At 64.2% G+C, this 26,594-nt stretch carries 24 protein-coding genes; 8 read left to right on the forward strand and 16 right to left on the reverse strand.

All coding sequences use genetic code 11. The features are described from left to right. Positions 1-80 precede the first annotated feature (80 nt). On the reverse strand, positions 81-581 hold the full coding sequence (locus FPY90_RS03635; RefSeq protein ID WP_498683879.1) for an Lrp/AsnC family transcriptional regulator: 501 nt from the start codon (positions 579-581) through the stop codon (positions 81-83). Between the two features lie 115 nt (positions 582-696). Here FPY90_RS03635 and FPY90_RS03640 point away from each other — a divergent pair, with 115 nt between their 5' ends. Then, entirely contained in the window at positions 697-1,536 is an 840-nt protein-coding gene (locus tag FPY90_RS03640; protein WP_498683880.1) for an EamA family transporter, read from the forward strand. A gap of 661 nt (positions 1,537-2,197) precedes the next feature. Beyond that, a complete protein-coding gene (locus FPY90_RS03645; RefSeq protein WP_498683881.1) occupies positions 2,198-2,449 on the forward strand; it encodes a hypothetical protein in 252 nt (83 codons plus the stop codon). Between the two features lie 1,412 nt (positions 2,450-3,861). Here the strand turns inward: FPY90_RS03645 and FPY90_RS03650 are convergent. After that, positions 3,862-4,308 carry a dihydrofolate reductase family protein gene (locus tag FPY90_RS03650; RefSeq protein ID WP_498683883.1) on the reverse strand — a complete coding sequence of 149 codons (447 nt, stop codon included), beginning with the start codon at positions 4,306-4,308 and terminating at the stop codon, positions 3,862-3,864. A gap of 969 nt (positions 4,309-5,277) precedes the next feature. On the opposite strand from FPY90_RS03650, the gene zapE reads away from it, so the two are divergent. Both zapE and FPY90_RS03660 read left to right on the forward strand, forming a co-directional pair. Beyond that, positions 5,278-6,459, forward strand: a complete 1,182-nt coding sequence (gene zapE / locus FPY90_RS03655) for a cell division protein ZapE (protein ID WP_498683886.1) — start codon at positions 5,278-5,280, stop codon at positions 6,457-6,459. Further along, entirely contained in the window at positions 6,456-7,133 is a 678-nt protein-coding gene (locus FPY90_RS03660; protein ID WP_498683887.1) for a peptide deformylase, read from the forward strand. Before zapE ends, FPY90_RS03660 begins: the two co-directional genes overlap by 4 nt. A 187-nt stretch (positions 7,134-7,320) precedes the next feature. On the opposite strand, the gene FPY90_RS03665 is transcribed toward FPY90_RS03660, so the two are convergent. Beyond that, on the reverse strand, positions 7,321-9,360 hold the full coding sequence (locus FPY90_RS03665; protein ID WP_498683888.1) for a S9 family peptidase: 2,040 nt from the start codon (positions 9,358-9,360) through the stop codon (positions 7,321-7,323). 40 nt (positions 9,361-9,400) lie between these two features. Between FPY90_RS03665 and FPY90_RS03670 the strand changes: the two genes are divergently transcribed. The 4 genes from FPY90_RS03670 to FPY90_RS03685 all read left to right on the forward strand — a co-directional run bounded on the left by FPY90_RS03670 (position 9,401) and on the right by FPY90_RS03685 (position 12,438). Further along, positions 9,401-10,273, forward strand: a complete 873-nt coding sequence (locus FPY90_RS03670) for a methyltransferase domain-containing protein (RefSeq protein ID WP_498683890.1) — start codon at positions 9,401-9,403, stop codon at positions 10,271-10,273. A gap of 161 nt (positions 10,274-10,434) precedes the next feature. Then, on the forward strand, positions 10,435-10,902 hold the full coding sequence (locus FPY90_RS03675) for an NfeD family protein (RefSeq protein ID WP_071215004.1): 468 nt from the start codon (positions 10,435-10,437) through the stop codon (positions 10,900-10,902). A gap of 59 nt (positions 10,903-10,961) precedes the next feature. Beyond that, positions 10,962-11,897: an SPFH domain-containing protein gene (locus FPY90_RS03680; protein ID WP_071215003.1), complete on the forward strand. Its 936-nt coding sequence runs from the start codon at positions 10,962-10,964 to the stop codon at positions 11,895-11,897. Positions 11,898-12,078: 181 nt separating this feature from the next. Beyond that, positions 12,079-12,438 carry an RNA polymerase-binding protein RbpA gene (locus tag FPY90_RS03685; RefSeq protein ID WP_071215002.1) on the forward strand — a complete coding sequence of 120 codons (360 nt, stop codon included), beginning with the start codon at positions 12,079-12,081 and terminating at the stop codon, positions 12,436-12,438. A 98-nt stretch (positions 12,439-12,536) separates the two neighbouring features. On the opposite strand, the gene FPY90_RS03690 is transcribed toward FPY90_RS03685, so the two are convergent. The 13 genes from FPY90_RS03690 to FPY90_RS03750 all read right to left on the reverse strand — a co-directional run bounded on the left by FPY90_RS03690 (position 12,537) and on the right by FPY90_RS03750 (position 26,501). Continuing rightward, complete coding sequence (locus tag FPY90_RS03690; RefSeq protein ID WP_071215001.1) at positions 12,537-13,265, reverse strand: polyprenol monophosphomannose synthase; 729 nt, start codon at positions 13,263-13,265, stop codon at positions 12,537-12,539. Between the two features lie 535 nt (positions 13,266-13,800). Next, positions 13,801-15,420 carry an amidohydrolase gene (locus FPY90_RS03695; RefSeq protein WP_498683892.1) on the reverse strand — a complete coding sequence of 540 codons (1,620 nt, stop codon included), beginning with the start codon at positions 15,418-15,420 and terminating at the stop codon, positions 13,801-13,803. 91 nt (positions 15,421-15,511) lie between these two features. Next, a complete protein-coding gene (locus tag FPY90_RS03700; RefSeq protein ID WP_498685497.1) occupies positions 15,512-18,301 on the reverse strand; it encodes a DEAD/DEAH box helicase in 2,790 nt (929 codons plus the stop codon). Between the two features lie 69 nt (positions 18,302-18,370). Continuing rightward, positions 18,371-19,207: a twin-arginine translocase subunit TatC gene (tatC, locus tag FPY90_RS03705; RefSeq protein WP_342592443.1), complete on the reverse strand. Its 837-nt coding sequence runs from the start codon at positions 19,205-19,207 to the stop codon at positions 18,371-18,373. Positions 19,208-19,213: 6 nt separating this feature from the next. Beyond that, positions 19,214-19,438, reverse strand: coding sequence for a Sec-independent protein translocase subunit TatA (tatA, locus tag FPY90_RS03710; protein WP_113764502.1), 225 nt, complete (start codon positions 19,436-19,438; stop codon positions 19,214-19,216). Positions 19,439-19,472: 34 nt separating this feature from the next. After that, positions 19,473-19,832 carry a hypothetical protein gene (locus tag FPY90_RS03715; protein ID WP_498683893.1) on the reverse strand — a complete coding sequence of 120 codons (360 nt, stop codon included), beginning with the start codon at positions 19,830-19,832 and terminating at the stop codon, positions 19,473-19,475. 2 nt (positions 19,833-19,834) lie between these two features. Then, positions 19,835-21,790: a helix-turn-helix transcriptional regulator gene (locus FPY90_RS03720; protein WP_498683896.1), complete on the reverse strand. Its 1,956-nt coding sequence runs from the start codon at positions 21,788-21,790 to the stop codon at positions 19,835-19,837. 126 nt (positions 21,791-21,916) lie between these two features. Next, entirely contained in the window at positions 21,917-22,312 is a 396-nt protein-coding gene (locus tag FPY90_RS03725) for an FKBP-type peptidyl-prolyl cis-trans isomerase (RefSeq protein ID WP_071214995.1), read from the reverse strand. A 39-nt stretch (positions 22,313-22,351) separates the two neighbouring features. After that, on the reverse strand, positions 22,352-23,299 hold the full coding sequence (locus FPY90_RS03730) for an FKBP-type peptidyl-prolyl cis-trans isomerase (RefSeq protein WP_498683898.1): 948 nt from the start codon (positions 23,297-23,299) through the stop codon (positions 22,352-22,354). A 118-nt stretch (positions 23,300-23,417) separates the two neighbouring features. Continuing rightward, the gene (gene pafA / locus FPY90_RS03735) at positions 23,418-24,815 is read right to left on the reverse strand and encodes a Pup--protein ligase (RefSeq protein WP_071214993.1); all 1,398 of its coding nucleotides are present in this window, start codon (positions 24,813-24,815) and stop codon (positions 23,418-23,420) included. 7 nt (positions 24,816-24,822) lie between these two features. Further along, on the reverse strand, positions 24,823-25,533 hold the full coding sequence (gene prcA, locus FPY90_RS03740) for a proteasome subunit alpha (RefSeq protein WP_498683900.1): 711 nt from the start codon (positions 25,531-25,533) through the stop codon (positions 24,823-24,825). Then, positions 25,534-26,325, reverse strand: coding sequence for a proteasome subunit beta (gene prcB / locus FPY90_RS03745; RefSeq protein ID WP_071214991.1), 792 nt, complete (start codon positions 26,323-26,325; stop codon positions 25,534-25,536). Further along, a complete protein-coding gene (locus tag FPY90_RS03750) occupies positions 26,322-26,501 on the reverse strand; it encodes a ubiquitin-like protein Pup (protein WP_071214990.1) in 180 nt (59 codons plus the stop codon). Before FPY90_RS03750 ends, prcB begins: the two co-directional genes overlap by 4 nt. Between the last annotated feature and the right edge of the window lie 93 nt (positions 26,502-26,594).

A 26,594-nucleotide genomic window follows, 5' to 3' on the forward strand; every position in this document is an offset into this window, starting at 1 on the left:
GCCGCAATCACAATGCGGCCGAGGTGTCGGAATTGGGTTCGCCGGTAAGCCGGCTTCCCCGATGAGCGCGGCGGTACGTCCTATGGGGTGGTTGTTCGGCCTGGTAGCACGGGCCGCTTTGCGACGGGGGTTGCAATGACAAAACTGCTGGTGGTCTGCCCGAAAATGAGGAATTGGTCCAGAAGCTCCTCGAGGTTTTCTATAGATGGGACGTGTATCTGCATGAGAAAGCAGTCTTCGCCTGAGATCCGATAGCACTCGCTCACCTGTGGGGTGTTGGCAGCGAGGTTTGCAATCTTGCTTATCTGTCCGGGACCGGGTCGTACTCGCACCCAGGCGGCCACCGGTAGGCCGATCTTCGCAGGGTCGATATCAAGTTTGACGCCCCTAAGGACTCCAGCGATTTCGAGCCTGGTCATCCGCTCGCGTACTGCAGGGGCCGACATGCCAACTCGACGGGCGAGGTCGGCCACGGTCATTCGCGGGTCCATAGCCAGCTCGCCAATGATGTGACGATTCACCTCATCCAGTAGCTCCGTGTTGAGGCTAAAGCCTGTCGGCACTTTTACTTTACTTTCCATGGGAATCACTGTATTTCACTTAGATTACATACTGGTCTACTTCAATAGTGCCTCCGATACTTAGAATGTGCCAACATCCAGTTCAAGAAGTTCTACTGTCAGACCCATTCGTGCCATGGTGGATCGAATTCCACCTCACGCCTACTTCATCGTCAGCGCCGTACACCACTACCTCGGTCCGGCCTTCGCGGTTCTCCTGTTCGCCAGCGTCGAGCCGCTCGGCGTCGCCTGGCTTCGCATCGCCTCAGCGGCAATGATCTTTGCAATCTGGCGCAGACCCTGGCGCACATGGCGAAAGCTCGACCGAACGACGCGTTTCCTCCTGGCAGGCTGGGGCGCGGTCTTGGCAGTGATGAACCTAAGTTTCTACTCTGCAATCGACCGACTGCCATTGAGCACTGTTGCCGCAATAGAATTTCTCCCCGTGATTCTGCTCGCTGCGATCGCTGTCCGAAGCCCACGAAACGGACTCGCATTGCTGGCCGCCGTAGCCGGTGTCTGTCTGCTTACGGATGTTCGCCTCATCGCTGAACCGATAGGCTTCGCCTTTGCTGCCGCAAACGCGTCCCTGTTCGCGCTCTACATAATTTTCGGCCACCGGGTCGCCCGCAATACTCAGCTGAGCGGGATCGACGGGCTTGCCTTGGCAATGATCATCGCGGCAGCTGTCGCATTCCCCTTTGGGATTGCGGAAGCCCTCCCGGCATTCACCGATCCGTGGCTGCTTGCCGCGGCGGTAGGAGTGGGAGTGACTTCTTCGGTTATACCGTACGTGTGCGACCAACTTGCGATGAAGCGGCTGAGCCGTGCCCGCTACTCGATCATGGTCTCGCTATTGCCTGCGACGGCGACGGCCATTGGAATCGCTGTGCTCTCACAGATCCCCACGATTCCTGAACTTGCAGGGGTGCTCCTTGTGATCTTTGGAGTTGCGCTGCACCACGAACGCAAATGAGCGGCAGAAACCGGCGTCAATCAGAGCGTCTAGCCTGCGGTTCGAATTGCTCAGAATCGATGAATTTTGGCTATCCATCTCGGATAGCACCATGCAAGAGGCGGGATCCCTTCGGGGTTCCGCTGAGCCGCACCGTGCTCGAGCCAGCGCCCGCACGGGATGCCTATCCGCCAAGGCAGAAGGCTGCATTTTTTGTCGAATCGGCGAGGTTCTGTTGTTTGCAAATTGGCGTCACCGCAGCCCCAGATGGGGAACGCTCTGCGGGCGGTGCAGGATCAGTAAGGCTCCGTATTTGTATCCGGAATGCTGAGGAACGGTGCTCTTGCCAGCGGTAGGACCACGTACACCGCGGTGGCAGCGGCATAGTCGTCGGCAATCGTTGCAGTGCCTCGTGGGCAGGGTGTCAGGAGGGCACAGTGATCCGAACAGGAGCCACTCCTCGACTGTTCGTGCACAGGTCCGATAGGTGGGACGGTAGATTTGAAGGATGAGATCGATTCGGCGAGCGGTTTGCGTACTTTCGGCCAGCGCCCTCGCGTCTCTGCTGACTGGGTGCTCGGTTGACGCAGCGATCTGGGCGAACGATGGTGCCCAGGTGATTCAAAGGACCGAGAAGCTCGTGAGTGACTTAGCTTCGGGTGGAACGTCAGGGGGTACCTGCATGGATTCCGTGGCGGATCTCGGTGCGCCCAGCGATTGGTCAGGGCTTTCCGCGCGCGAGCCGGAAGAGTTTGTCGCGGGGTATTGGGCCGACCAAGCGGCGCTCGGTCCTCAGTGGAGCATTAACCTGGAGGGCTTCCCCGAAGGCGCAGTGCCCGGGAGCCGCTATCCGGGAGACGTCTTTTACCGAGAGACCGACGATAGGCTTTGTGTGGTCGACGTTGCCTGGGCGACGCTCGTCGCCGTGGGCTGACCCAAACGGGTGCATCCTGCTCCGTGCAAGTGGGTGATGGAGCGGTTGGTGAATCATCTCGTGCAGTGTTTCGAATATGGCGAGTGGCCGTTCTGCAATGGACGTGTCGTACTTGCATTCCGAGACAGTCCCGCATAGCGATCCTCTAACGGCCCAATTGCTCACTGACGTGAATCTTTGAATCCACAGAATTTAAGTTGGCTCATAAGATACGCCAGCAAAAAGCGTGGTGTAAGACCGCCCCCATACGGTTTACATAACTGAGGCCATCCAAGGAACCACATTAGCCGATCACATCAAGTGAGGCTGCGCTGAAGGATGGCGCTGGAACCGGTGCTTCCGGAAGCATCAGCTCGTTTTCAATCTGTGACGCATTCGATCGGCGACCCCTGCAGTTTCCGGTGATCGCTATTTTCGTGGCTAATCCGCTCGCGGAAGACTCCGGTATGAGGCGCGCACGCGACACGTGTCCAATGCGGTGACGCGATCGCGGCGGCGAACAAGACCATCGACGGTTAGTCCGCCACGGCCGCGAACGATTGGATGTTTGCCTGCTGGGGGAGTGGTGCTGCCAGATCGCCATTGATTTCCGAGGCTGAGGTGAAATATTGAAAGCGCTCGTAGCGCGATAAATTGATAAGGCTCTCAGGTTTTCGAAGTTCTTAACAGCCTGCAAGTTTCTGAGTCGGGTGGTGACATTGTTTTGGTGACGCGCTGACATTGCGTTTCGCTGGAAGTCTAGAAATCTGAACTTATCGTTTTACCGGCGACGACATCACCGATCCAGGGCGAAGTGCTGGTGCTGATAACGCTTTCGCGGGTGGTCTGGGGTCTCCACATGGATTCCGATGCCTCGGGCTAAGGCACATCTTTGCCTGGAGAGGCATGGATTTTGCGGACTGGGCGGGCGACGAGTTTTTGTTGGGTTACCGAGTTGGGTCCAACCAGTAGTGGCTCGGTCGCCATGACGATCTCGGGTTCGGGCTGTGTTCCCGGCCGGTGGCTCGGGCTGGGGAGTATTGCGCGCTGAAATTCCGAGCCATCCCGACTAAAGGATGCTCTGCCCAAGAACTCGGGAGCGGCATGAAGACAGTCCATTGTCACCAAAGTTTGAAACACGAAAGACCCCAAAATTAGGGTTTTGGTTCAACCGTAGCGAATCGATCCTGCCCATTTTTCACTAAAGCCGAACCAAATTTTCCAATTTGGCCTGCTTTGGAGCCCACGTGGCAGCTTGCCGAATTTGCGAGCCGTGCGTGTCATTGGAGAACTCGGTGGGCAAGCACAACTGGTCGCCCACAAGCTGAACGCTTGCCGGGCTGAGGGGCATTTGATGGCAACTGGCAACGAAACTACCGCGAACTTTGCGAACGCCTTCTTGCGACAATAGGACTCGCGAATAATTGGCCTACCTAAGCCAGCTGGGTCGATTGGTAAATCGCCATCAATACGCCAGAAGCGGTGGGAGTGCAGGCGACCAGCCGCATCCGGTGCGCTTCGTCGTCCGGACCGAACAGGCGGTGGCCGGAGCCGAGCACAATCGGGTGAATCATAAGAAGCAGCTCGTCAACGAGACCGTGGGGAAGTAGGGAACGGATGAGCTGACCGCTGCCCATGATTACGAGATTGCCGCCGGGTTGCTTTCGTAGCGCAGCCACCTGAGCTGGGACATCGCCACTTAGTAGCGTGGAATTCGGCCAGGGGAGTTCGGCATCGGGGTTGGAAGATGCGACGTATTTCCTTGTCTGGGTTAGGCCGTCTTTGAATGGTCCGCCGATCCGGTTCCAGTGGGTGAGCATATCGTCATAACTGCGTCGGCCAAACAGCCAGGAGAAGTCTTGACCCATCCGCTCGCCCATAGTCGCACGCATCGCTGGGTCGTTGTCTTGTTCGGCCCAGCCGCCGTACCGGAAGCCGCCTCTGGTGTCTTAGTCAGGTCGGCCCGGACCTTGCAGGACTCCGTCAAGGCTGACGTGATTCACGACCAGAACACGCATGGGGACTCCTCAGATAGATTGACTCATTAGTGTGACAATGACGCTTGGTACTTATTGGTAGCTTCATGCGGGCAATTGACCAAGGCCGAGGAAGTTCGCGAACTCGCTGGCCATTTCAGGGACAGGCCTTGGGGGAAGGTGACGTAGCCGATCGGAACTGGCTCGCATCGACTTCGCACATGTGGCTGGCTAGAGGCTCATGGACTGCCCCCAGTCGTTTGAGTGCGGTTGCACTTCCAGAGGATCACAACGCGATGGTCACTAATCTCGCATCGGCACAGCGGAAAATTGCTCCCTGAACATGAAGGAGCCGGCAGGAGACTTGGGCCCGGCTTCAACGGTGCGCATGCCATGGCACCCAGTGTAGAAGCAAAACAACCAAATACCTCAGGTCTAGTGAGAATGCATTACCTGTCATGAGACTGGAATCAGGCCCTTCAGCGACTTAGGGGAGTGCCCTCAAAAGCCAAGTTGACATAATGTAGATTATCGGCGAAATATCCATGGTTCTGAAAGTGGTGAAATTCGCACATTCCAGCACATCTAGCTGCCCGCCTCGACTGCGTCCGACTCCCCCGAAATTTCCGTTTTCGCGCGTCCGGCTCGTGGCTCGTCGGCAACCGCCCGGGGTCCGGCGCCGAGCGCACCCACGGATTTCGATGCACGCCGGCACCCGAAGCTGGCCGAAAGTGGAAAATCCCGAAGTATCTCGGTGAAATCTTCGTGTTCCTGCCGCTCCTCCGTGTCTTTGGGAAGGATAACTATTGGTTGACATAACTACTTTTCGGCCTGTTTTGGCGCTTGCATAGTTATTCAGGGAAACTCGATGGTATGCCACATCAATATTCAGACGTCCATGCAGGTGCACATACCGGCGCCACTCGAGGAATCCAGGACGTCATTCTCGATCATGCCGTGGTCGAGGGCTTGGAGATCGATCCGCAGCAACTCGGCACGATCGGATTACTGGCACGAAACGCGGAGCGTCACCTGTCCCGGCAGCATGGCTCCCCCTCCGGTGACCATATGTACCTTTGGGGACCTCCCGGCCGGGGAAAGACCTGGATCCTGGGTGCCTTCTTCGACGCCCTTCCAACAGAAAACAAACGTCGATTCCACTTCCATGAATTCTTCAGGGAGTTACACGCCACCGCGCACAAGGCCACGGCGACGGCCTTGGCCCAGATCGAGGAGCCAGAGGCGCTCGGCAGTGACCGGAGGCGCATGGACCGGGTGGTGGCTCGCACCAGCGCCATTGAACAATCCATCGAGTCGATCCTGGGCAACGTTGAGGTTCTTTGCTTCGACGAGTTCCACTGCAACGACCCCGGCGATGCGATGCTTTTGGCGCGGATGTTCAAATTCATCATGGGCCGTCGGATCCTGTTGGTCACCACCTCGAACTATCCGCCCGAGGAACTTCTGGCCGACGAGTACTATCACCACCTGATCTTGCCGATCATTGCCGAAATCCGCGAGCACATGGATGTCCACGAGCTCGATGCCCACCGGGACTACCGCAGCATCGATGTCGACGATGCCCAGCGCCACGGCTACAACACCGGCAGCCTCCTGGTGGCCCCGGCCGCCGCTGAATTGCACCGGATTGGACTCATGGCACCGGCGCAACACGAGGTGGCTACTCTCAAACCCACCAGCCATGACATCCGTGCGCTCCGGGCTGTTCCCGGGCAACTTTGGTTCGAATTTGGCGATCTGTGTGAATCGTTGACCTCGACGCTTGACTACCTGGAGCTGGCCAAGGAATTCAACCACTGGGTTATTTCCGGAGTACCGGGTGCTGCCGCCATGACCCCGTTTGGGCTGCGCCGTCTCGCCAACGCCATCGACGTCCTGTACGACCACAACATCCGCCTCGACCTGCTCGCGCAGGAGGACTTCTCGGAGTCGCTGAGCCACCTCCCGGAACTGGACGCTGCACGCCTGGCCAGCCGGCTGAACGCCTTGCAAACCACCGCCACACGACCAATCACCCAAGGTGCCAACGCATGAGCAACGAATCAATGGCGGACCTCCATGACGAGGAATCAGCCATCTACTCCCCCGCATGGATCCGGAGCGAAGTCACCCGCCTCGTTGGCCTCAGGGACTCTGGCGAGATTCCGCCGATCGTCCAGCTCGGGCACCCGGTGTTGAGGATGCAGGCCAAAGAGCTCGACGTCCAACTCGGGCCCGAACTGTTGCGAGGATTCCTGGAGACAATGCGCGCAGTGATGCTCGATGCTCCGGGCGTCGGCCTGGCCGCACCGCAGCTGGGCATCCCCTTGCGGATTGCCGTGCTTCAGGATCTCTACGAAACCAGCCCCGAAATCTCAACGGTGCGAGAGCGCGAGCCGCTGGACTACCTGGAAATCATCAATCCGCATTACGAGCCGATCGGCGACCGCACGGCCGCCTTCTACGAGGGCTGCCTGTCGTTCAACGGATACCAGGGCGTGGTGGAGCGGCCAGCCGACATTTCCGCCAGTTTTCTTGACGCCGACGGAATCCCCCGGCGGAGGAACTTCTCCGGATGGCAAGCGCGGATCTTCCAGCACGAGACGGACCACCTGGATGGCACCGTTTACATCGACAAGGCACTGACCCGGTCGCTGTGCGCCAACCACGAATATCCGCGTTGGGCGAATCCCGGAATCGACCAGGCACGCCACGCGCTGGGCTTTTAGCTCCCGGGCTTGGGGTGAACGATCCGCAACGCTCTCCCAAAGCCCGGCAGGGTGCTCGAAGCGCCGGTGAAGCTCGGAGCCGGATCGTGCGTAGCCAGCAACGACTTCCGCCGAGCCCGGTAAAACCCTCGGTGGCAAGGCGGCGTTCACCGGGCCCCCGCCACCGACGCCGAGCACCTTCGGGTGGTTACGGGGCCGTTTGGTTCGAGGATCCGTCAACCGGCAGATACCGGTTGAACCACCGCAGGATTGCCTCAAAGCGCTGGCGGCGGTGCCACGGGGACCCTCCCCGGCTGAGCCCGTGGCTCTCCCCCGGGAACAGCACGAACTCGGTCGGCACCCCGCGCTGCTTCAAACCCACATAGTACCGCTGGGCCTGTTCCACCGGACACCGGTAGTCGCCCTCGGAGTGGATGACCAACGTCGGGGTGCGCACCTGCCCGATCTTGGCCATCGGCGACTGGGCGGCAACCCGCTCGGGATCCGACCCGGTGTAGGCATCTGCGAAGAACCAGCCGATGTCGCTGGTGCCCACGAACGACAGCGGATCCAGGAACCCGCGTTCCACCAGGGCAGCGGCAAAGCGATGCTCATGGGCAATCGTCCAGGCGGTCAGGTAGCCGCCGTAGGAACCACCCAGGACGCCCACGCGCCCCTCGTCCAGGTCGGGCTCGCTAGCACAGGCGCCGTCAAGGAAGGCCATGACGTCCTGCAGGTCCACGGTGCCCATCGCGTGCCTGATGGCCGTCCCGTGCGCCCGGCCGTAGCTCGAGCTGCCACGCGGGTTGCATTGCAGCACCGCGTACCCGGCCGCCGCATAGACCTGTGCCTCGTCAAAGTAGGCGGGCCCGTACTGCGAGAACGGGCCACCGTGGATGTTCAGCAGCACCGGGTGCGGGCCGGGGCCCTGTGGCAGGTGGATCCAACCGTGGACCGGGTACCCGTCAGGGGCGGTGAAGCTGACCTCGCGCGGGGCGCTGAGCGTGGTTTGCCGCCGCAGGGTGTTCCCGAACCCGGTGAGCTGGCGCAGCGAACCGCCCTCCAGTGCGGCGCACTCCCCCGGCGAGTCCGGGGACGCGTAGGACACCACGATGGTCGCACCGTTCGAGGCCGCCCCGTGGATGACCTGCGGGCCGGAGCCCAACACAGAGCTGTTGCCGCCGGCGGTGACCAGGTGCAATTCCCCGGTGCCGCGCACCCTGGCCAGTGCCAGGACCCCGGAGCATCCGTGGGGAACCAGTTGCTCGCACTCGGTGTAGTCGACGGCGTCGGTGTCGGTCAGCACCGCAGCCTCGCGCACGCCCGTAGCCCGGGCATCCATGGCACAGACGGCGACCTGCCGGGCCAGGAAGTCTGTGCCCGACTCCCCCACGAACTGGCCGAGGGCAAAGAGGGTTGCCCCGTCGTTGCTGAACCGCGGGGCCCGGTAGGCCCAGGGTGAGTCCGCGGCACCGAGGACCAGCTCGGGCACCGCCGGCGCCTCCCCGACCGCCGGCACGCGGTAGAGCTGCGACCGCAGGTCGGTGTCGTGTCCCTCGTGCAGCGCGGCGGCAAAGTAGATCCACCGACCATCGGGGCTGTAGCAGGGATCGGCCACATCCTGCCCGGCCAGTGCGCGCGCCGTCGCCTCGGGCAGTCCACCGGGCACCTTGTGGAGCCCGTGCGCGGCCCGGCCCCGGGGCCGGACAAAGGGTTCCTGCTCAAGGCCCGGAACATCCAGCGTGAACAATTCCTGCACCTTGTCCCCGGTGAAGCCCACGCCGTCGCCGCGGTAGTTCAAGGTGGTGATGTGCCGCGGGGCCTCGGCCCCGGCTCCGACATCGTCGATGGAGCCGTAGCGGCCGGGTTCGGGGGTGCGGGAGAGGAAAGCAATCGAGCCGCCGTCCGGGGACCAGACAAAACCGCCAACGCCCAGCGTGCGCTCGGTCAGCACCCGCGGCTCGCCGCCGGCCGCCTCGACCACCGCCAGCTGGGCGACGCCCTTCGCATCGGCGCGCAGGAAGGCGATCCACATGCCGTCCGGGGAATGCCGGGGCCCGCTGTCGGATTCTCCGCGGGTCAAGCGCCGGGGCGGGGCCGAGCCGTCGAGCTCCAGCAACCACAACTGGCCCACGTATGAATCGGAGGCGAAGCTGGGGCGGGAGGCGGACACCACGGCACGGCCTGCATCCGGGCTCAGGCTGGGCGCAGATACAGTAGTCAGTAGTTCTAGTTGCTCTGGTTTCACTGCGCTAGCCTATCGAATTCACCTGAGACGAAGGACACACGTGCAGCAGCCAACACCTCTCGATTCGGGGCTTCGCTGCCCCGTCTGCAAGTCGGGGCTGTCCCTGCAGCACCAGCCGGGCCGCCCGGCGCGCCTGGGCTGCGAGGCCGGGCACGGCTTCGACGCCGCGAAGCAGGGCTATTTCAACCTGCTCACCGGCAAGGGAACCAACTTCACCGAGGACGGGGCCCCCATGGTCGCCGCCCGGGCCTCCTTCCTGGACGCCGGGCACTACGAGTCCCTGGCCGAGGCCCTGGGCCACCGGGTCCGCAACGCCCTGCAGGGAATCGAGCACCCCCGGATACTCGATGCGGGTGCCGGGACCGGCTACTACCTCCGCCAGGTTCTCCAGGCCCTGCCCGGGACTTCGGCAGCCAGCGCCGTGGCCCTGGACATCTCCCGCTACGCAATGCGCCGCGCGGCGAAGCTCCCCGACACCCTGGCATTGGTGTGGGACCTGTGGCGCGAACTGCCGCTGGAAGACGAATCCTTCGATGTCGTGCTCAACATCTTCTCCCCGCACAACGGTGCCGAATTCGCCCGGGTGCTGCGTCCGGGCGGAACCGCCCTGGTCGTGACCCCGCTGCCCGGCCACCTGGCCGAGGGCGCGGCCCTGCTGGGGCTGCTGGGGATCGCCGCCGACAAGGCCGCGGGCGTCGTGGCCTCGATGGGCGGGGGCTTCGAGCTTCGTGCCACCGAGGAGGTCAAGATCCCCCTGGTGCTGGATCCGGAGGCCGCCTTCGAGCTGGCCATGATGGGCCCGGCCGGACACCACCTGGACCCCGAAACCCTGCGCATCCGACTGGCGGATGCCGGAAGTGCCACCCTGGTCACCGCGGCGTTCCGCATCCAGGAATTCCGCAAGATCGACTAAGCGCCCATAACGCCGTCGCCGGGCGGTCCCTCATCGCAGTGATGAGGGGCCAGCTCGGGAACATCGTCCCTTGTGCTGATTCGATTTGGCATGCCCATCGGGCAAAATGGAAGGCATGGAGGTTGGTGTGTATCCAACACATCTTGACTTAGGGGGCAACAATGTACGACTGGCTCATAACGAACGCATGGGTCGTTTGGCTGGCGCTCTTCCTCTTGCTGGCCATCATCGAAATGATCTCCCTTGACCTGTACTTCATCATGCTTGGGGTCGGAGCCCTGGGCGGCGTGGCCGTTGCGCTGCTTGGCGGGGAATTCTGGTTGCAGATGGTGGTCTTCAGCATTACGTCCCTGCTCATGATCATGCTCGTGCGTCCCATCGCACTGCGGCACCTGCGCAAGGATCCCGAAGGGCTGCGCACCAATGTCGATCGGCTCATCGGTGAAGACGCACTGGTCCTGGAGCCCACCTCCAGGATGAATGGACGCGCAAAGATCGGCGGAGAGACCTGGTCGGCGCGAACCGACGACGATGTTGCGCTGCAGCCGGGAACCTACGGTTCGGTGGTCCGCATCGAAGGGGCAACGGCCTACATCACGCTGCGCACCCAAATGCCCGGCCTGGACTAGCAACTCCCAGACAAGTTTTCGGCGTCTGGAACATGGCGCCCCAACGAAAGAGAGAAGAGATGCAAACATCGGGCCTTGGCCTCACGGTCGTCCTGGTAGTACTGGCAATCTTCGTGATCATCGTGCTGCTGCGCTCCGTGCGCATCGTGCCGCAGGCGCGGGCCGGGATCGTGGAGCGGCTGGGCAAGTACCATCGCACACTGCTTCCCGGGCTGACGATCTTGATTCCGTTTGTTGACCGTTTGCTGCCGATGCTGGACCTTCGCGAACAGGTTGTGAGCTTTCCGCCGCAGCCGGTGATTACGGAGGACAACCTGGTGGTCTCCATCGACACCGTGGTCTACTTCCAGATCACCGAGCCGCGTGCAGCGACCTACGAAATCGCCAACTACATCCAGGCTGTGGAGCAGCTGACAACCACCACGCTTCGTAACGTCGTCGGCGGGCTGAACCTCGAAGAGGCACTGACCAGCCGCGACCAGATTAACGGCCAGCTGCGTGGCGTCCTTGACGAGGCCACCGGCAAGTGGGGCATCCGCGTCTCCCGTGTCGAGCTCAAGGCCATCGATCCACCGCTGTCGATCCAGGACTCCATGGAGAAGCAGATGCGCGCCGAGCGCGACCGCCGTGCCGCGATCCTCACCGCCGAAGGCACCAAGCAGTCGGCAATCCTCACCGCCGAAGGCCAACGCCAGGCATCCATCCTGAAAGCGGAGGGTGACGCCAAGGCGGCCATCCTGCGTGCCGACGGCGAGTCGGCGGCCATCCAGAAGGTCTTCGACGCGATCCACGCCGGAAAGCCGGACCAGAAGCTGCTGGCCTACCAGTACCTGCAGATGCTGCCGAAGATCGCCGAAGGCACCGCCAACAAGCTGTGGATCATTCCCAGCGAGGTCGGCGAGGCCCTGAAGGGGATCGGCGGCGCGCTGGGCAACTTCAACGAAGGCCCGGACGACGACCAGAAGCCGGAAGGCACCAGCAGCACCCTGATGTAACGGCCTGTTTCAGGCGGCAAAATATTGGGCGGGCGACCTCACAAGCGAGGATGCCCGCCCGAAGCCGCGTTTGGGCCGTATAATGGAAACTTCGAGACTTGCGCCCCGCGGGAATTTTATGCTGGACCGGGACGTTGAAATCGGTAGCCGAACCCGTATGTAATCGCAGTAGGGAGACAATATGAGCGATCGCAGCCTGCGAGGAATGCGCCTTGGCGCACAGAGCATGGAAACTGAGGCTGGCGTCGAGCCAGCAGCGCGCCAGCGCGTTGAATACCGTTGCGAAGACGGCGAGCAGGTGTTCGTGATTTTTGCCGCAGAGGCAGACATCCCGGCAACCTGGACTTCCAAGACCGGCAAGATTGCATCGCTGGTCAATGGCGACGCACAGCCGGAGGAGACCAACGAGAAGCCGGTGCGCACCCACTGGGACATGCTCCTCGAGCGCCGGTCCGTCGAAGAACTGGAAACGATCCTGAAGGATCGCCTGGACAAGTTGCGCGCCACCCGTGGTGCAGCCCAGGCAGCATTGAAGGGCTAGCAACACGCCTCTGTTTGCTGCAATGGCGAGGGCCCGAATGGATGATCCATTCGGGCCCTCGCCATGTCCGGCCGTATCCGGGATGCGGCCGGCGGGTACTACTTGCGTCCGGTGAGCTTCTTCCAGCGGGCGCTCAGGCCCCACCGGGTCACGTTCAGCATGGCCTCGACAACGATGTTTCCGCTCATCTTCGAGACGCCAAGTTCGCGTTCGACGAAGGTGATCGGCACCTCGACGATCTTCTTGCCCAGCTGGGCCACGCGGAAGGTCATGTCGACCTGGAAGCCATAGCCCACCGACTCGATGGCGTTGAAGTCCAGGGCCTCGAGGGTCTCGCGGCGGAACGCGCGGAAGCCGGCGGTGATGTCGCGCAGGTTCACGCCCAGCATGGTGCGGGAGTAGAAGCTGCCCACGCGGGAAATCATCTTGCGGTGCAGCGGCCAGTTGACGACCGAGCCGCCCTTGACCCAGCGCGAACCGATGACCAGGTCAGCGCCCTTGGGGATTTCCGCCAGCAGCAGGGGAAGCTGCTCGGGCTTGTGTGAACCATCGGCATCCATCTCCACCAGGACGTCGTACCCGGCGTCCAAGGCCCAGCGGAACCCGGCCAGGTAGGCGGCGCCCAGGCCGGCCTTGCCCGTGCGGTGCATGACGTGGATGGATTTGTCCTCGGCAGCCATCTTGTCTGCCAGGGCGCCGGTGCCGTCCGGGGAATTGTCGTCAACGATCAAGACATCCGAATCAGGCACCGCGGCACGCAAGCGGCCCACGGTGATGGGCAGCGATTCAAGCTCGTTGTAGGTCGGAATGATCGTGACTACGCGCACGCGGCAGTCCCTTTCTGCTGATGGAACGATCCGCGGAAGAAGGCCGCAAGGGGCCAGGTACCAAGGTGCCGCGTAGGGTTAACCCGCTGCGACTGGTTTCAGGGATCGGGTGGGGGTCAGTGCACAATTATACGCAACCGCTCCCCCGAAACCCGGCTCCCAGCCGTGTGACGCGCAAGACGATTCGGCCCACCGGCCGGACACACAAATCGACCCCGCGGCTTCGGTCCGTCCCTCCCGGCCGACGAGCGGCCAGGAAGGTGTTATCTAATGCCAACGGGGTCAATTTGTTCTTGCGGACCGGAATACCGGTAAGCCGGATCGAAGGATCAGACACTGGTAACAGCCTACCGTCCAGTTTTTAGCTGTCAACCGTTTCCGGACCACTGGCTACGTGAATTCAATCAGGTCAACCGATATATGGCGCGCTGACCAGCATTCAAGGAACTTGACGAGGCCTCGCGCAAATACTTCGATTCCGGCCTTGCCAAAACACTTTTTCTCTGAACCCAACGGCGGGGAAGCCCCGGTCCGCCTAGGCTCCGCCCATCGCGTCGAAAATCACGTTGCCGGCACGCACCGTGCGCAGGCAATTGGGCAGCTCGTCTTCCAGCACCGGGAGCATCGGGGTGCCGGCGCGGGCATCGGTGCTCCAGGACGAGACACGAAGGTCCGGTGTCTGTACGGAAAGCTCGGCGGCATCCCAAACCGCAAACGTGGCCTCGGCGCCGTTGACCAACTGCCCCGCCATCGGGTTCGGCGATCCCAGGGCACGGAAACCGGAGCGGGTGTGGGCCATGAAAGCCGCCCTGGCCGAGATCCGTGCCTGCGGATCGCTCAATTCCAGGCAGGCCTTCACCGCTGCCCACGGGCTGGCCGCGGTGACAGGGGCATCGGAGCCGATGACCACCGGGACCCCGGCCGAGAGGAACTGTCCAACGCCGTTCATGGCCGCCGCCCGGGCATCGCCCAGGCGCTGGGTGTACAGCCCCCCTGCCCCTCCCCAGGCAGCATCGAAGCCCGGCTGCATGGATGCGGTCAGGGCGAAGTCCAGCATGCGGCCGCGTGCGGCCGCATCGACCATTTCCACGTGCTCCAGGCGGTGCCGCCCGGCCTGGACCTTGGCCAGTCCCACGGATTCGGCCGCCTTGGCAAAGCCCTCGAGGGCCACGTCGAGACCGGCATCGCCGATGACGTGGAAGGAAGCCTGGATCCCGGCCAGCGAACACGCCGCGACGTGCGCGCTGATCTGTTCGACGCCTAGGTAGGAGGTGCCCCGTTCGCCGGCGGCGTCTGCGTAGTCCTCGCGCAGCAACGCGGTGCGCGAACCGATCGAACCGTCGATGTTCAGGTCCCCGCCCAGTCCGACGACCGCAGCGGAATTGAACGAGGCCAGCAGCGTGCGGGCTTCTTCCTCGGTGCCCACGAGTTCCGCCCAGTAGGCGAAGACCTCGGGTGTTGCGGCCTTGTCCGCGTCGGTGCGGGCCAGCAGCGCCTCGAGGTCCGCGCGGCCGGAGATCTGCCCGGCAGCCATCTCCACGACCGTTCCGTGCCCGGTGGAGGCCAGGTGCGCCAGGGCGCGATTGCGGTTTTCGGAGTTGGTGGCTTCGTCAAAGGCGAAGATCGCATCCCGGATGCGCCCGTGGGCCTTCCCGCGGACCAGGGCGCCGGTGTATTCGGGACCTTCGGACAGGCCGAAGCGCATGGCCAGCTTGGGACTGATGAGGGCCGAATGCACGTCGACGCGCGCCAGGTAGACCTCGCGGTCGGGAGCCGCCTGCTGCAACTGCTCGCTGGTGGGCAGCGTGCCGTCGCCAAAGGTCGATTCGTCCCAGCCGGCGCCGAGGAGCAGGCCGCTGCCCTGCGCCGCCGCCGCGGCGACGGCCTCGAGCACCTCGCCGGTGCTGCGGGCATTGCCCAGGTCCAGTCCGTTGAGCGAGGCACCGAGCGAACCCAGGTGGACGTGGGAGTCCACGAAGGCCGGGGTGATGAGTGCGCCTTGCAAATCGATCTCCGTCATCCGCGCATCCAGCAGCGCGCCGGCGGCGGATTCGGTCCCGATCCACGCCACGGTGCCGTCCTCGACCAGCATGGCGGTCGCAAAGGGATCGGCCGGGGAATAGATGGAACCATTGCGGTACAACTCAACAGACATTTCTTACCTTTGCTTTAAGCAGGCACGCACGAAAATCCCTCGGCGTGCTTCGATCCAACAGATGCCGGGCCGGGCCCGGGAGAGCGTGGTCCTAGTCGACCACGTTTGAATAGGAGACGACCCCGCGGCGGACGCGTTGGACCGCGCGGTTGCAGGACCGGGCCAATCCCGCATCCAGGTCGGGGATCTTGGCCAGCTGGTCCAGCACGTCGATGACCTGCTTGGCCCAGCGCACGAAGTCCCCGGCCGCCAGGTCCGTGCCGCGCAGGCACTCGCGCAGGTCCGAGCCCCGCGCCCACTTGTAGATCGGCCAGATCAGCCCGGAATCCGGGGCGGCGGTCTCGGGCAGCCCGGCATTCGCCTCGACATCCGAGAGCCGCGACCACAGGTTCACCGACGCTTCCCAGGCGATCTGGATCTTCGCGGTGGGCATGCGCGGGTCGGGCCCGTGGTCTTCGCGCCTCGCCTGGAAGACCAGGGCGGAGATGAACCCGGCCAGCTCCTCCGCGGTCATTTCGTTCATGGCCCCGGTCTCCATGACCAGCGAGGTCAGCAGGTCGCGTTCGCCGTAGATGCGGCGCAGCCGCTGCCCGGCGGCGGTGATCTGGGCCTGGCCCAGGTCGTCGGACGCGGGCACCAGGTACTCGAAGTCCTCCAGCACCTTGGCCACCTTGTCGAAGGTCTTGGAAATGGTGTTGGTGCGGCCACTGATCTGGGAGCGCAGCTTGTTGGTGTCGCGCAAGAGCTTGGAGTAGCGCTCGCCCCAGCGGGCGTGGTCTTCGCGTTCCGGGCACCCTTGGCAGGGGTGCGCCTTCAGGGTGGCGCGCAGCTGGGTGATGCGGGCTTCCTCCTCGTCGCTGCCGGTGAACCTGTATTCCGGGGCGTCCTCGCGCGGCGGGCGGGACTCGGCCAGCGCGCTGTGCAGCGAGGCGGCCAGGTCCCTGCGTTCCTTGGGGCTGCGCCCGGTGAAGCCCTTGGGGATCCGGATCCGGGAGATGACCTCGACCGGGCCGTTGAGGTCCTGGACGCCGACACGGCGGATGTGCTTGTCCTCGGTCAGCACCGTGGGGCGTGGGTCGTTCCAGGCCGAATCCTGTTCGATGACCACGCAGCGCCCGAGCCGGCGGGTGCCGGTGACCTCGATGATGTCGCCGCGGACCAGGGATTCCAGGGATTCGGTCGCCGACGCGCGGCGCAGCCGGGATATGGTTTTCGCCGCGTCTTTTTCGGCCGTGGACAACTCGGCCCGCAGCACCGCGTACTCGGTGAAATCCCCCAGGTGGCAGGTCATCGACTTCTTGTACCCCGCCAGCGATTCCTCGCGGGAGCGGACCTGGCGGGCCATGCCCACCACGGAGCGGTCGGCCTGGAACTGGGCGAAGGAGGTCTCCAGGATGCCGCGGGCCCGTTCCCTGCCGAATTGCGAGGTCAGGTTCAGCGACATGTTGTAGGTGGGACGGAAGCTCGAGTTCAGCGGGTAGGTCCGCTTCGAGGCGAGCCCGGCCACCGCGGCCGGGTCGGTGTCCTGCTGCCACAGCACCACCGCGTGGCCCTCGACGTCGATGCCGCGGCGCCCGGCGCGGCCGGTCAGCTGGGTGTACTCCCCCGCGGTGATGGCCACGTGTGATTCGCCGTTGAATTTCTCCAGCTTTTCCATGACCACCGAACGGGCGGGCATGTTCACGCCCAGTGCCAGTGTTTCGGTGGCGAACACGGCCTTGACCAAGCCGCGGACGAAGAGGTCTTCGACGACTTCCTTGAAGATCGGCAGCAACCCGGCATGGTGGGCCGCGAAGCCGCGCATCAGGCCCTCGCGCCATGGCCAGAAGCCCAGCACCTCCAGGTCGTCCGGCGGCAGCTTGTGCGCCACCAGGTCGATGCTCTGCTCGATTTCGGTGGCCTCGGCGATGGTGGTCAGGGCCAGGCCCGAACGCACGCACTGCGCAACGGCCGCGTCACAGCCGTTGCGGGAGAAGATGAACACCAGCGAGGGCAGCAGCCCTGCCTGGTCAAGGGCCATGATCATGTCGGGGCGCGAAACCCGGGTGCTGAGCTGCTCGCGCTGCGCCCCCCATGATCCCCCGCCACGGCGCGAGCGGCCACGCTGCGAGCGTGGGCCGGCCATGGCGCGGTGTGCCATCTTGGTCAGCTCGGGGTTGACCTCCGCGGCGCGCTCCGGTGCATTGGCGACCTGGTCGAAGGACACGTCCTCGGCGAACAGGTCAAGGAGCCGGCCGCCGACCATGACGTGCTGGAACAAAGGGATGGGGCGGTGCTCGGATACGATGATGCTGGTGTCCCCGCGCACGGTGTCGAGCCAGCCGCCGAATTCCTCGGCGTTGGAGACCGTGGCCGACAGCGAGATCACCTGGACGTCGTCGCGCAGGTGGATGATCACTTCTTCCCACACGGCCCCGCGGAATTTGTCGGCCAGGTAATGGACCTCGTCCATGATCACGTAGCCGAGCGAGTCGAGGGTGTCTGAGTCCGCGTAGAGCATGTTGCGGAGCACCTCGGTGGTCATGACAACGATCTCGGCCTCGCCGTTGATGGTCATGTCCCCGGTGAGCAGCCCGACCCGCTCGGGGCCGTAGGTGGCCACGAGGTCGGAGTACTTCTGGTTGCTCAGCGCCTTGATGGGTGTGGTGTAGAAGGCCTTGCGGCCGGAACGCAGCGCCTGGAAGATGGCGAATTCGCCGACCACGGTCTTTCCCGCGCCCGTCGGGGCGGCGACCAGCACACCGGAACCGGTGGCAACGGCACGGCAGGCCTCTTCCTGGAAGGGATCAAGGTCGAAGCCCAGGGTGGCGCGGAACTCGGCAAGCCCGGTTCCTTCCTCCTGCGGTTGTTCCTTGGCTGCGGTGTATCGCTCGGCCGGCATGCTCACGCTGCGACCCCTTTCAGGAGGGTAGTAGGTGCGCCCGCGTCCGTGTTGCGGACGCGGGCGTTCCTATGGAAGATCCGGCGAGTCGGGAATGCTGGACCCCTCGCCTGCGTTGGCGGCGTTTTCCGCCTCAAGTTGTGCACGTTTCTTGTCGCGCTTCTTGTCGTTCAGGTGGCAGATCAGCGTTGCCGTCGCAAAGGTCACGAACAGCGGGCCGGCCAGCGCAAACATGGTGATCGCATCGCCGCCGGGTGCCGCCATGGCTGCCACGAGGGCAATGAGGAAGACCGTGATGCGCCAGTGCTTCATGATCAGCTTGGCCTTGAGCACTCCGACCATGTTCAGCCCGACCATCAGCACCGGGGCCAGCATGGCCAGTCCGAAGGCGATCAGCAGGCGGAAGACGAACGGGAGGTAGGTGTCGGTGGTGAGCCAGGACTGCGCGTTTTCCGGGGTCAGCGAGATGAAGAACTTCAGGGCGTGCGGAAGCACCCAGTAGGCCATGCCCACGCCGAGGATGAACAGCGGTGCCGCCGCGGCGGCGAAGCCGATGGCGGTGTTGCGTTCCTTCTTCTTCAGGCCCGGGACGATGAAGGCCCAGAGCTGGTAGATCCAGATGGGCGCGGAGAAGACCAGGCCCAGGAGGAGCGATGTCTTGAGCATGATGTCGAAGGGTGCCATCACGGAGGTGAAGTTGACTTCGCCGCCGTACGCGCGCACCGGCGCGATGATCAGCTCGAGGACATTGTCATAGAGGAAGAACCCTCCGACCGTTCCCAGAACCAGGGCAATCAGCGATATGAAGAGACGGTTCCTGGCCTCGACCAGGTGTTCCTTCAGGGCCATGCGGCCCTCGGGATTTTTCTTCCGCCCCTTGGTGGCAGCAGCTTCTTGTTCGCTCACGAAATATTAGGCGTTGTTCTCACGACGGTCGGGATCAACGATCTTGCCCTCGACGGTTTCGTCGCCGGCAGCAGGAGCCTTGTCGTCGTCCTTCATCTGGCGGACCTCGGACTTGAAGATGCGCAGGGACTGGCCGACGGAGCGTGCCAAACCGGGAAGCTTCGGGGCACCGAACAGCAGCAGCGCCAAAATTACGATGATGACCAGATGCCATCCTTGGATTCCACCCATGGGGAACCTACCTTTCAATCGTGTTAAGTCTACGTCAGAAGAGTTCTAAATCGCTTACGCGCTGGGGTTGTCCGCGCAGGGCTTTGCGCTTCACGCGTGTGTTGCGGCGGGCGGTGGCCCGACGAAGCTTGCCGGCCTCGTATCCCTGGCGTGCGGCATCGGGATCCTGGAACAGGGCGGCCACCCCGGCCGGGGTCCTGTCGGTTGGCTCGGGGTAGTCGCGGTCCTCGGCCTCGGCATCCATCGAGGCGCCGCTGCGGTCCATGGCCTCGCCGACCTCGTGGGCCAGTGCCATGAAGCCGCGAAAGAGCCTGATCCCGGCGAGCACCAGGAAGAGCAGCGTGGCAAAGGCCAGGACGGTCCACAGCAGGACCCAAAACCACCAAGGCAACATCGCTACTTCACTTCCTGGGAGTCGACGGCCGCACGAAGCCAGGTCTCGACCTCGGCGCGCAGGGAATCGGGGCCGATGACCCGCAGGTCCCCGCCGTGGTAGGCGACCATGCCCGGCATGGTCGAGGTGGAGGGCATCCGGATCTCGGCAATGTGCTCTTCCCCGGCCTTGGCCCAGCTCTCCGGTGCGTACTCCTCCACCAGGGCCGCCAGCCGCGGGGCAAAGCCCAGGACCACGAGCTCGTCGGCGGGGCCGGGGGTGAAGAAGATGTCGGCCTCGTCCTCGTGCCGTTGCGCATCGAAGTCGAAGAGAGTCCCGGGGAGGGTCGCGGACTGGATCCGGTCGATGCGGAAGGACCGGATTTCGTCGTTGGGGATCGAGAAGGCGCGAAGGTACTGGCGGCCGGCGTTCTCCAGGAGCCGGATCGGCTCGACCCGCCGGACGGTGACGGCATCGCTGGAGGCGCTGTAGTAGGTCAGTTCGACAACCCGGCGTTCGCGGATGGCCCGGGCCAGGGTTGCATGGATCTCGTTTTCCTCGGCGGAGCGCAGGGTGATGGACAAAACCGCTTCCAGGCCCTCGAATCCGACGGCGGCGGCCTGCAGCTTCGCGTGGGCGGAATCGACGGCAGCGGCGTGTTCGAATCCCGGGAGCCCGCGCAGCGAGGCCAGTCCCGCAAGCATGGTCGCGGCCTCGGGAAGGCTGAGCCTGATCGGTGCGTTGAGGGCCTCGGCGTTGTTGATGCTGATGGTCCCGGCCTCCCATTCCACGTCGATCAGTTCGTCGGGCAAGCCGTTGGGCACCCCGCACATCATGATGGTTTGCAGGTGGGCCAGCAGCTGCTTTTCAGTCAACCCGAAGTGGGTGGCCGTTTGCACAACGCTTGGTGAACCGTGGCTGGCCACGTAGGAAATGATGTCGAGGTTCCGTGCCACGGCCTCGGTCGAGGGCGGCCGGCCGGCGTTGCGGCGCTTGCCGAGCTTGTAGTCGGGGACCGGGTGGTTCGAGGCCGCCAGCGCCCCGTCGAGCTTCCGTCGCACCGCGGACACCAGCGATGCCGGTTCCAGCACGCGGGCGTTGGCGCCAAGCTTGGCCACGTCGGCTGCCAGGGCCATGAGATCGTGGAATTGCAGGGAAAGTTCGTCGCGGTCCTGGCCCGGGGTGATGGATGCGGCGCGTGAGCGCAGTGCCCAGCCGGTGTCCTTGGCCACCGAGATCCTGGCGGTCTGCCCGGCGATGTCGGGATCCAGCCGGCCCAGGGTTTGGGCCATGGAGAACCCGGCGGGGCGGGTGTCGTGGGCCTTGCCGGTGTGGATGGGGCTGAGGATGCGGGTGAGCCGGAACATCCGCACGTGCTGGCGCTTGTGGTCCAGGCCCACCAGGTACCAGTTCCCGAAGCGGGATCCGATCCCCCAGGCATCGATGGTCCGTTCGCTGGTGCGGCCCTGCGCATCGAAGTACTCGAAGGAGACGACCTGGTGTGCCCAGACCGCTTCCAGGCAGGCGGCGAAGGCCGGCCCGGCGGCGTGCAGGCGCGGGACGTATTCGGTGAACCGGACCCCGTGCCCGGTGTCTTCCAGGCCGGCCGAGAGCCTGCCGTTGGCCCGGGCGGCGGAGGATTCCAGGTCGGTGTCCTTCCACAGCTGTGCCGCCAGGCCCAGCACCGCGGCTTCCTCGGTGCTGAAGCTGACTTCGGGCAGCCTGTAGCTTTCGGGGGTGATCAGGTAGCGTTCGTCGGATCCGGTGCCCAGGGTCTTCACCGGAACGCCCATCTCGCGAAGGTCCTTCTTGTCCCGGTCGAACTTCCTGTCGAAGGCGGCGTCGTTCAGCCCCTGGTAGTCGTCAACGATCTTGCGCAGCTCACGCTTGGAATACCCGTGCGGGGTGTTGATCAACGCATAGGTGAGACTGACGAGTTTCTCGGCACGGGAAGGACCGCCGGAATTAATTTGAGCCACGTCCGCAAGATTACCCCGTGGCGACGAACCCGGGCCAATGCAACGCCGCGTTAACGGCCCTTGGCCGTGTTTTCCCGGTTCAACATGGGAAAACACGGCCAAGGGCGTCGATCGGTGAAGCCGTGCCTAGCGCACTGCCACCAGGTCCACGACGAAGATCAAGGCTTCGTTGGGGCCGATGGCTCCGCCGGCGCCACGGGAACCGTAGGCCATTTCCGAGGGGATTTCCAGGCGGCGGCGGCCGCCGACCTTCATCCCGATCAGGCCCTGGTCCCAGCCCTGGATGACCTGGCCGACGCCGGCACGGAAGTCCAGCGGGGCGCCGCGGTTCCAGGAGGCGTCGAATTCCTCGCCGGTGGACCAAGCCACGCCGACGTAGTGGGCGGAGATGTTCGAGCCCGGAACGACCTCGGCACCGTCGCCGACGGCGATGTCCTCGATCTTCAGCTCGGTCGGGGCATCGGTTCCCGGGAAATCGATCTCGGGCTTGGTGCGGTCGTATTCACGCTGTCCAAAAGACATGGGTGAAGTCCTTTCGGTTGTTTGCTAGAAGCGTCCTAGCTACTTTACTTCCTTGAGGTCCACGAAGAACACCAGCGGGCCCTCGGGGGCTCCAGGGGCCCCGTCGTAGGCCAGGTCCGTCGGGATGGTCAGCATGACCTGGGTGCCGGCTTTCAGCCCGGTCAGGCCCTGGGTCCAGCCGGGGATGACGCCGTCGAGGCCGAAGTCCGACGCCGCCCCGCGGTCGTAGCTCGAGTCGAACTGCTTGCCGTCTTCCCAGCTCACCCCGGTGTAGTTGGCCGAGACCTTCGAGGTGGCGGTGGCAACCTTGCCGGTGCCCTCCTTGACGACGTCAACGACCAGTCCGCCCGGCACGTCCTTGTCCTTCGGGATGGTGATGGCCGGCTTGCCGTCCTTCATCTCGAAGGTCGGCAGCGCTCCGGCGTCCTTGAGCTTCTTGACCTCGTCGGCGCCGAGCTTCTTGGACGGCGGTGCTTTCGGCGGGATCTCCTCGGTGGAGACGACCTTGAGCACGACCACGGTTTCGGCCGGGGCCGCTTCCGGGCTTGCCGAGGGCGAGGCGCCGCCGGTTGCCGCTGCCTCGGCCGCAGGTTCGACCATGGCGATCCAGGAGCCGACCTTGGTCTGCATCAGCGTGTCGTAGAGCGCCGGGAGCTGGGCCTTGAATTCCTCGTTGGTCGGCAGCGTCACCGGCTCGCCGGCGAAGCCGGAGCCGAGCAGGCTCGCATCCGTTGCCTTGTAGGCAATGGACTTGAACTTGATGTTCTGGTTTTCCTTGATTTGATCGCCCTTGCCCTCGACGAGGACCTTGGCCGCGGTTGCCGTGGCAACCAGCGGGGTTTCGAAGGTGACCGTGGGATCGGACGCATCATCCGAACCCGGGGTGACCTTGATCGATTCCAAGGGGGCGATGTCACCGCTGGAGGCCGTCGTGGTTGAACCACAGGCCGTGACCAGCAGCAACGAGGCCGTTGCAACGAGTGCCATAACTTTGCGCACGAAATCAACTTTCAGTTGGGGATTTTGGGACTTGAAACACCCACACTGAATGGTGAGCTTTCGAAAGAGGTTATAAACAGCCTAAATGCCGAATCTGTGAATCTCCTTATTGCAGGCGGCCGGATGCAACCTGGGGCGACCCACCCATCGAGGTGATCATCTCCTGGACCCGCGGGTCCTCGTTGACGAAGGGATCCTTGCACAGCACCGTCTGGCCGGGGTGGTCGTTGAGCTTCAGGTGCACCCAGTCCACGGTGAAGTCGCGCTCCGCGTTCTTGGCGGCACGCACAAAGTCCCCGCGCAATTTCGCCCGGGTGCTTTGCGGCGGGTTGTCCACCGCGAAGGCGATGTCCGCGGGATCCACCACGGTGGCGGCGCGCCCGCGGGCCGCCAGCAGGTGGAAAAGCCCGCGCTTGGTGTCGATGTCGTGGTAGGTCAGATCCAGCTGGGCCAGGCGTTGGGCGCCCATGTCCAGGTTGTGCCGATCGGCGTAGGAAGTGATCAGCTTGTGCTTGATCGCCCAGTCGATTTCCGTGTCGATGCCCGAGAAGTTTCCCGATTCCACGGCATCCAGGGTCCGGGTCCACAGGTCCAGCACCGCGGGGACCTGGTCGTGGTGTGCCCCTTCGCGCTCCACGAACTCGGTGGCCAGGGTCAGGAAGCGGCGTTGCAGGGCCAGGGCGGAAAGCTCGGTGCCGTTGGCGAGCCTGACCATTGTGGTGCCGTTGAAGTCGTGGGAGATCTCGCGGATGGAGCGGATCGGGTTTTCCAGTCGCAGATCCTCCATGATCTTTCCCGACTCGATGATCCGCAGCATCAGGTCGGTGGCTCCGAGCTTGACCAGCTGGGTGGTCTCGGACATGTTCGAGTCCCCCACGATGACGTGCAGGCGGCGGAAGTACTCGGCATCCGCGTGCGGCTCGTCGCGGGTGTTGATGATGGGCCGGGAGCGGGTGGTCGCCGAGGAGACGCCCTCCCAGACATGGTCGGCGCGCTGCGAGAACGCGTAGAGCGGCTCGCCCTCGATGTTCACGATCTTTCCGGCCCCGGCAATCAGCTGCCGGGTGACCAGGAACGGGATCAGGATCTCGGCGAGCCGGGCGAACTCGAGCTTGCGCGGGATCAGGAAGTTCTCGTGGCAGCCGTAGGAGTTCCCGGCGGTGTCGGTGTTGTTCTTGAACAGGTAGAGCCGGCCGTTGTAGCCGTCGGCGGCCATGCGTTCCTCGGCGCTTTGCACCAGGTCGTTCAGGATCGCTTCCCCGGCCCGGTCGTGGGCGATCAACTGGGTCAGCTCGTCGCATTCGGCCGTGGCGTATTCGGGGTGCGATCCGACATCCAGGTAGAGCCGGGAGCCGTTGGTCAGGAACACGTTGGAGCTGCGCCCCCAGGCCACCACCCGGCGGAAGAGGTAGCGGGCCGATTCCTCCGGCGTGAGCGGGCGCCCGGTGGGGTCCGAATAGTTGATCCCGTATTCGGTTTCGATGCCGAAGATTCTGCGGTCCATGTTCTGTCTACTTCCCTGCTCCCAGTATCCGGGCGATGGTGGGGGTGTCGAGGCGGCGGAAATGGCGGTGCGAGCCGGTGGAGGTGGTTCGTTCGAGCATCGCGACCTCCAGGAGGTGGGCGTCCCCGGGGCCCTCCCCCACGCCCGGCAACACCAGTGCCGCGGCGCGGATGACCTCGTCGATGCCGGCGGCCGCCAGGTCCTTGCCCATCCAGTAGGCGTTCCAGGCCTCGCGCAGCGCCGGGGTGTCCCCGCCCATGATGATGTGCCCGGGCTGTTCGGCGATCGAGCCGTCGAAGTTCAGCGAGAACAGCGTGTCCTCGGGCGGGGTCGCCCCGAGTTCAAGGACCGCCAGTTCCACCTCGAAGGGCTTGGCCTCGGCGGTGAACACCGCACCCAGGGACTGGGCGTAGACGCTGGCCAGGCCGCGGCCGGTCACGTCGTGGCGGGAATAGGAGTAGCCGCGTGTGTCGGCGTAGCGCACCCCGGCCTGGCGCAGGGACTCGAACTCGTTGTACTTGCCCACCGCCGCGAAGGCGATGCGGTCGTAGATCTCCCCGATCTTGTGCAGCGAACCCGAGGGGTTCTCCGCGATCAACGCGATCCCGTCGATGCAGGAGGCCGTGATGACGGCCCGTCCGCGGGCGATGCCCTTCCGGGCGAAGTCCGCCCGGTCCTTCATGAGCTGTTCGGGCGATACGTAGTATTGTGCGCTCATCTAGGACTCCCTCCCGCTGGCGGTGCGTGTGGCGATGATGTCGGCTGCCATGTCGGCCAGGATGGCGTCCTCGACGCGGTGGGCCCCGGTGGCATCCACGGTGTAGACCACCGGCCACAGGCCGCGCACGGTGTCAGGTCCCCCGGTGGCCGAGTCGTCGTCGGCGGCGTCGTAAAGCGCCTCCACGGCGACCTGCACCGCGGCGGTGGCGCCGAGGCCGGGCTGCCAGAGCTTCTTCAGCGCGCCGCGGGCATACGGGGAGCCGGAGCCGATCGAATGGTGCTCGACCTCCTCGTAGAGCCCGCCGGTGATGTCGAAGGAGAAGATCCGCCCGGTGCCGGAGAAGGTGTCGAAGCCGGCAAAGAGCGGAACGACGCTCATGCCCTGCAGGGCCATGGGCATGTTGGAGCGGATCATCGAGGCCAGCCGGTTGGCCTTGCCGTCCAGGGACAGGCGTGTGCCCTCGATCTTTTCGTAGTGCTCCAGTTCCACGGTGAAGAGCTTGGCGATGTCGATGGCCAGGCCCGCCGCGCCGGCGATCCCGATGACCGAGTAGCTGTCGGTCTCGAAGACCTTCTCGATGCGGCGGCTGGCGATCACGTTGCCCATGGTCGCGCGGCGGTCCCCGGCCATCACGATCCCATCGGCGTAGGACAGCGCGACGATGGTGGTTCCGTGGGGCACCTGGGCGCCGGCGTCCGCCGGCAGCACGGCGCGGGTGCCGGGCAGCAGGTCGGGGCGGTCCCGGTTCAGGTGCTCCAGGAAGGAGGGCCCGGGACCGAGTTCGGTCACTGCCCGCCCTTTTGGATGAAGCCACGCACGAATTCCTCCGCGTTTTGCTCCAGCACCCCGTCGATCTCGTCGAGCAGGTCATCGACCCCGGCGTCCTGGCCGGCGGCGGCCGTGGCTTCCTGCTCCTGCGCCTGGGTTTCTTCGCGGCGTTGTCCCGAGTGGTGTTCCTGTGTCATGGCGGTTGCGCTCTCTTCCCTCTGCTCCGGGGGCCGGTAGCGGCGACGCCGCGGCCTGGGCCCCTTGGTTGTGCTGTTACTTACATCTTGCCA

This window comes from Arthrobacter sp. C2 (assembly GCA_024207135.1).
Classification (GTDB): Bacteria; Actinomycetota; Actinomycetes; order Actinomycetales; family Micrococcaceae; genus Paeniglutamicibacter.

What these genes read in the sequence shown, in the direction of transcription:
- FPY90_RS03635 (WP_498683879.1), bottom strand. Translation starts at nt 581, where the DNA reads ATGGAAAGTAAAGTAAAAGTGCCGACAGGCTTTAGCCTCAACACGGAG.
- FPY90_RS03640 (WP_498683880.1), top strand. Translation starts at nt 697, where the DNA reads ATGGTGGATCGAATTCCACCTCACGCCTACTTCATCGTCAGCGCCGTA.
- FPY90_RS03645 (WP_498683881.1), top strand. Translation starts at nt 2,198, where the DNA reads ATGGATTCCGTGGCGGATCTCGGTGCGCCCAGCGATTGGTCAGGGCTT.
- FPY90_RS03650 (WP_498683883.1), bottom strand. Translation starts at nt 4,308, where the DNA reads ATGGGCGAGCGGATGGGTCAAGACTTCTCCTGGCTGTTTGGCCGACGC.
- zapE (WP_498683886.1), top strand. Translation starts at nt 5,278, where the DNA reads ATGCCACATCAATATTCAGACGTCCATGCAGGTGCACATACCGGCGCC.
- FPY90_RS03660 (WP_498683887.1), top strand. Translation starts at nt 6,456, where the DNA reads ATGAGCAACGAATCAATGGCGGACCTCCATGACGAGGAATCAGCCATC.
- FPY90_RS03675 (WP_071215004.1), top strand. Translation starts at nt 10,435, where the DNA reads ATGTACGACTGGCTCATAACGAACGCATGGGTCGTTTGGCTGGCGCTC.
- FPY90_RS03680 (WP_071215003.1), top strand. Translation starts at nt 10,962, where the DNA reads ATGCAAACATCGGGCCTTGGCCTCACGGTCGTCCTGGTAGTACTGGCA.
- FPY90_RS03685 (WP_071215002.1), top strand. Translation starts at nt 12,079, where the DNA reads ATGAGCGATCGCAGCCTGCGAGGAATGCGCCTTGGCGCACAGAGCATG.
- FPY90_RS03695 (WP_498683892.1), bottom strand. Translation starts at nt 15,420, where the DNA reads ATGTCTGTTGAGTTGTACCGCAATGGTTCCATCTATTCCCCGGCCGAT.
- FPY90_RS03700 (WP_498685497.1), bottom strand. Translation starts at nt 18,301, where the DNA reads ATGCCGGCCGAGCGATACACCGCAGCCAAGGAACAACCGCAGGAGGAA.
- tatA (WP_113764502.1), bottom strand. Translation starts at nt 19,438, where the DNA reads ATGGGTGGAATCCAAGGATGGCATCTGGTCATCATCGTAATTTTGGCG.
- FPY90_RS03715 (WP_498683893.1), bottom strand. Translation starts at nt 19,832, where the DNA reads ATGTTGCCTTGGTGGTTTTGGGTCCTGCTGTGGACCGTCCTGGCCTTT.
- FPY90_RS03725 (WP_071214995.1), bottom strand. Translation starts at nt 22,312, where the DNA reads ATGTCTTTTGGACAGCGTGAATACGACCGCACCAAGCCCGAGATCGAT.
- FPY90_RS03730 (WP_498683898.1), bottom strand. Translation starts at nt 23,299, where the DNA reads ATGGCACTCGTTGCAACGGCCTCGTTGCTGCTGGTCACGGCCTGTGGT.
- pafA (WP_071214993.1), bottom strand. Translation starts at nt 24,815, where the DNA reads ATGGACCGCAGAATCTTCGGCATCGAAACCGAATACGGGATCAACTAT.
- prcA (WP_498683900.1), bottom strand. Translation starts at nt 25,533, where the DNA reads ATGAGCGCACAATACTACGTATCGCCCGAACAGCTCATGAAGGACCGG.
- FPY90_RS03750 (WP_071214990.1), bottom strand. Translation starts at nt 26,501, where the DNA reads ATGACACAGGAACACCACTCGGGACAACGCCGCGAAGAAACCCAGGCG.